1 protein-coding gene and 1 pseudogene are annotated in these 656 nt (G+C 58.2%); both read right to left on the reverse strand.

All coding sequences use genetic code 11. The features are described from left to right. Positions 1-101, reverse strand: a pseudogene (locus tag BK660_RS31055) (EamA family transporter); the annotation flags it as partial. A gap of 142 nt (positions 102-243) precedes the next feature. Continuing rightward, on the reverse strand, positions 244-656 hold a 413-nt coding region (locus BK660_RS31060), incomplete at its 5' end, for a 3'-5' exonuclease (protein ID WP_473087030.1).

Raw genomic sequence — 656 nt, forward strand, 5'->3', positions numbered from 1 at the left:
ACGTTTTCGATGCCGACTTTGGCGAAGATCGCCGTCAATGCGGCGAAAGTGGCCGAGAGCAGGGCCCAGAATGTCCAGGAAGAGAAGAAGCCTGAGCCCATGGAAATGTCCTTGTTCGATTATCCACCGCCAAACCCTGTGGGAGCGAGCCTGCTCGCGAACGCCGCACCGAGGTCTATCAGATCAACCGCGGTGATTTCATTCGCGAGCAGGCTCGCTCCCACAAAAACAGCAAAATCGGGGTCAGATCGCTTCCAGCTTGGCGTAGCCGAGCATCAGCCACTTGCTGCCTTCACTGAAGTTCACCTGCACCCTTGCCTGCGCGCCGGCGCCCTCGAAGTTGAGGATCACGCCGTCACCAAAGATCGAATGGCGTACCGCCTGACCCAGGCTGAAACCCGTTTCCGGAATTTCGCTACCGCTGAACAGGTTGCTGCCGCTCATCGACTGATTGCCGCCGAACGGTCGGCTGACGCTGTTCGACAAGCGCACTTCCTGGATCAGACCTTTCGGCACTTCACGTACGAAACGCGAGACCTTGTTGTAGGTCTCGCTGCCGTACATGCGTCGGGTTTCAGCATAGGTCATCACCAGATTCTGCATCACTCGGGTGATGCCGACATAGGCCAGACGCCGCTCTTCCTCAAGACTCCCCG

The sequence above is a fragment of the Pseudomonas brassicacearum genome (assembly GCF_003732265.1).
GTDB lineage: Bacteria > Pseudomonadota > Gammaproteobacteria > Pseudomonadales > Pseudomonadaceae > Aquipseudomonas > Aquipseudomonas brassicacearum_D.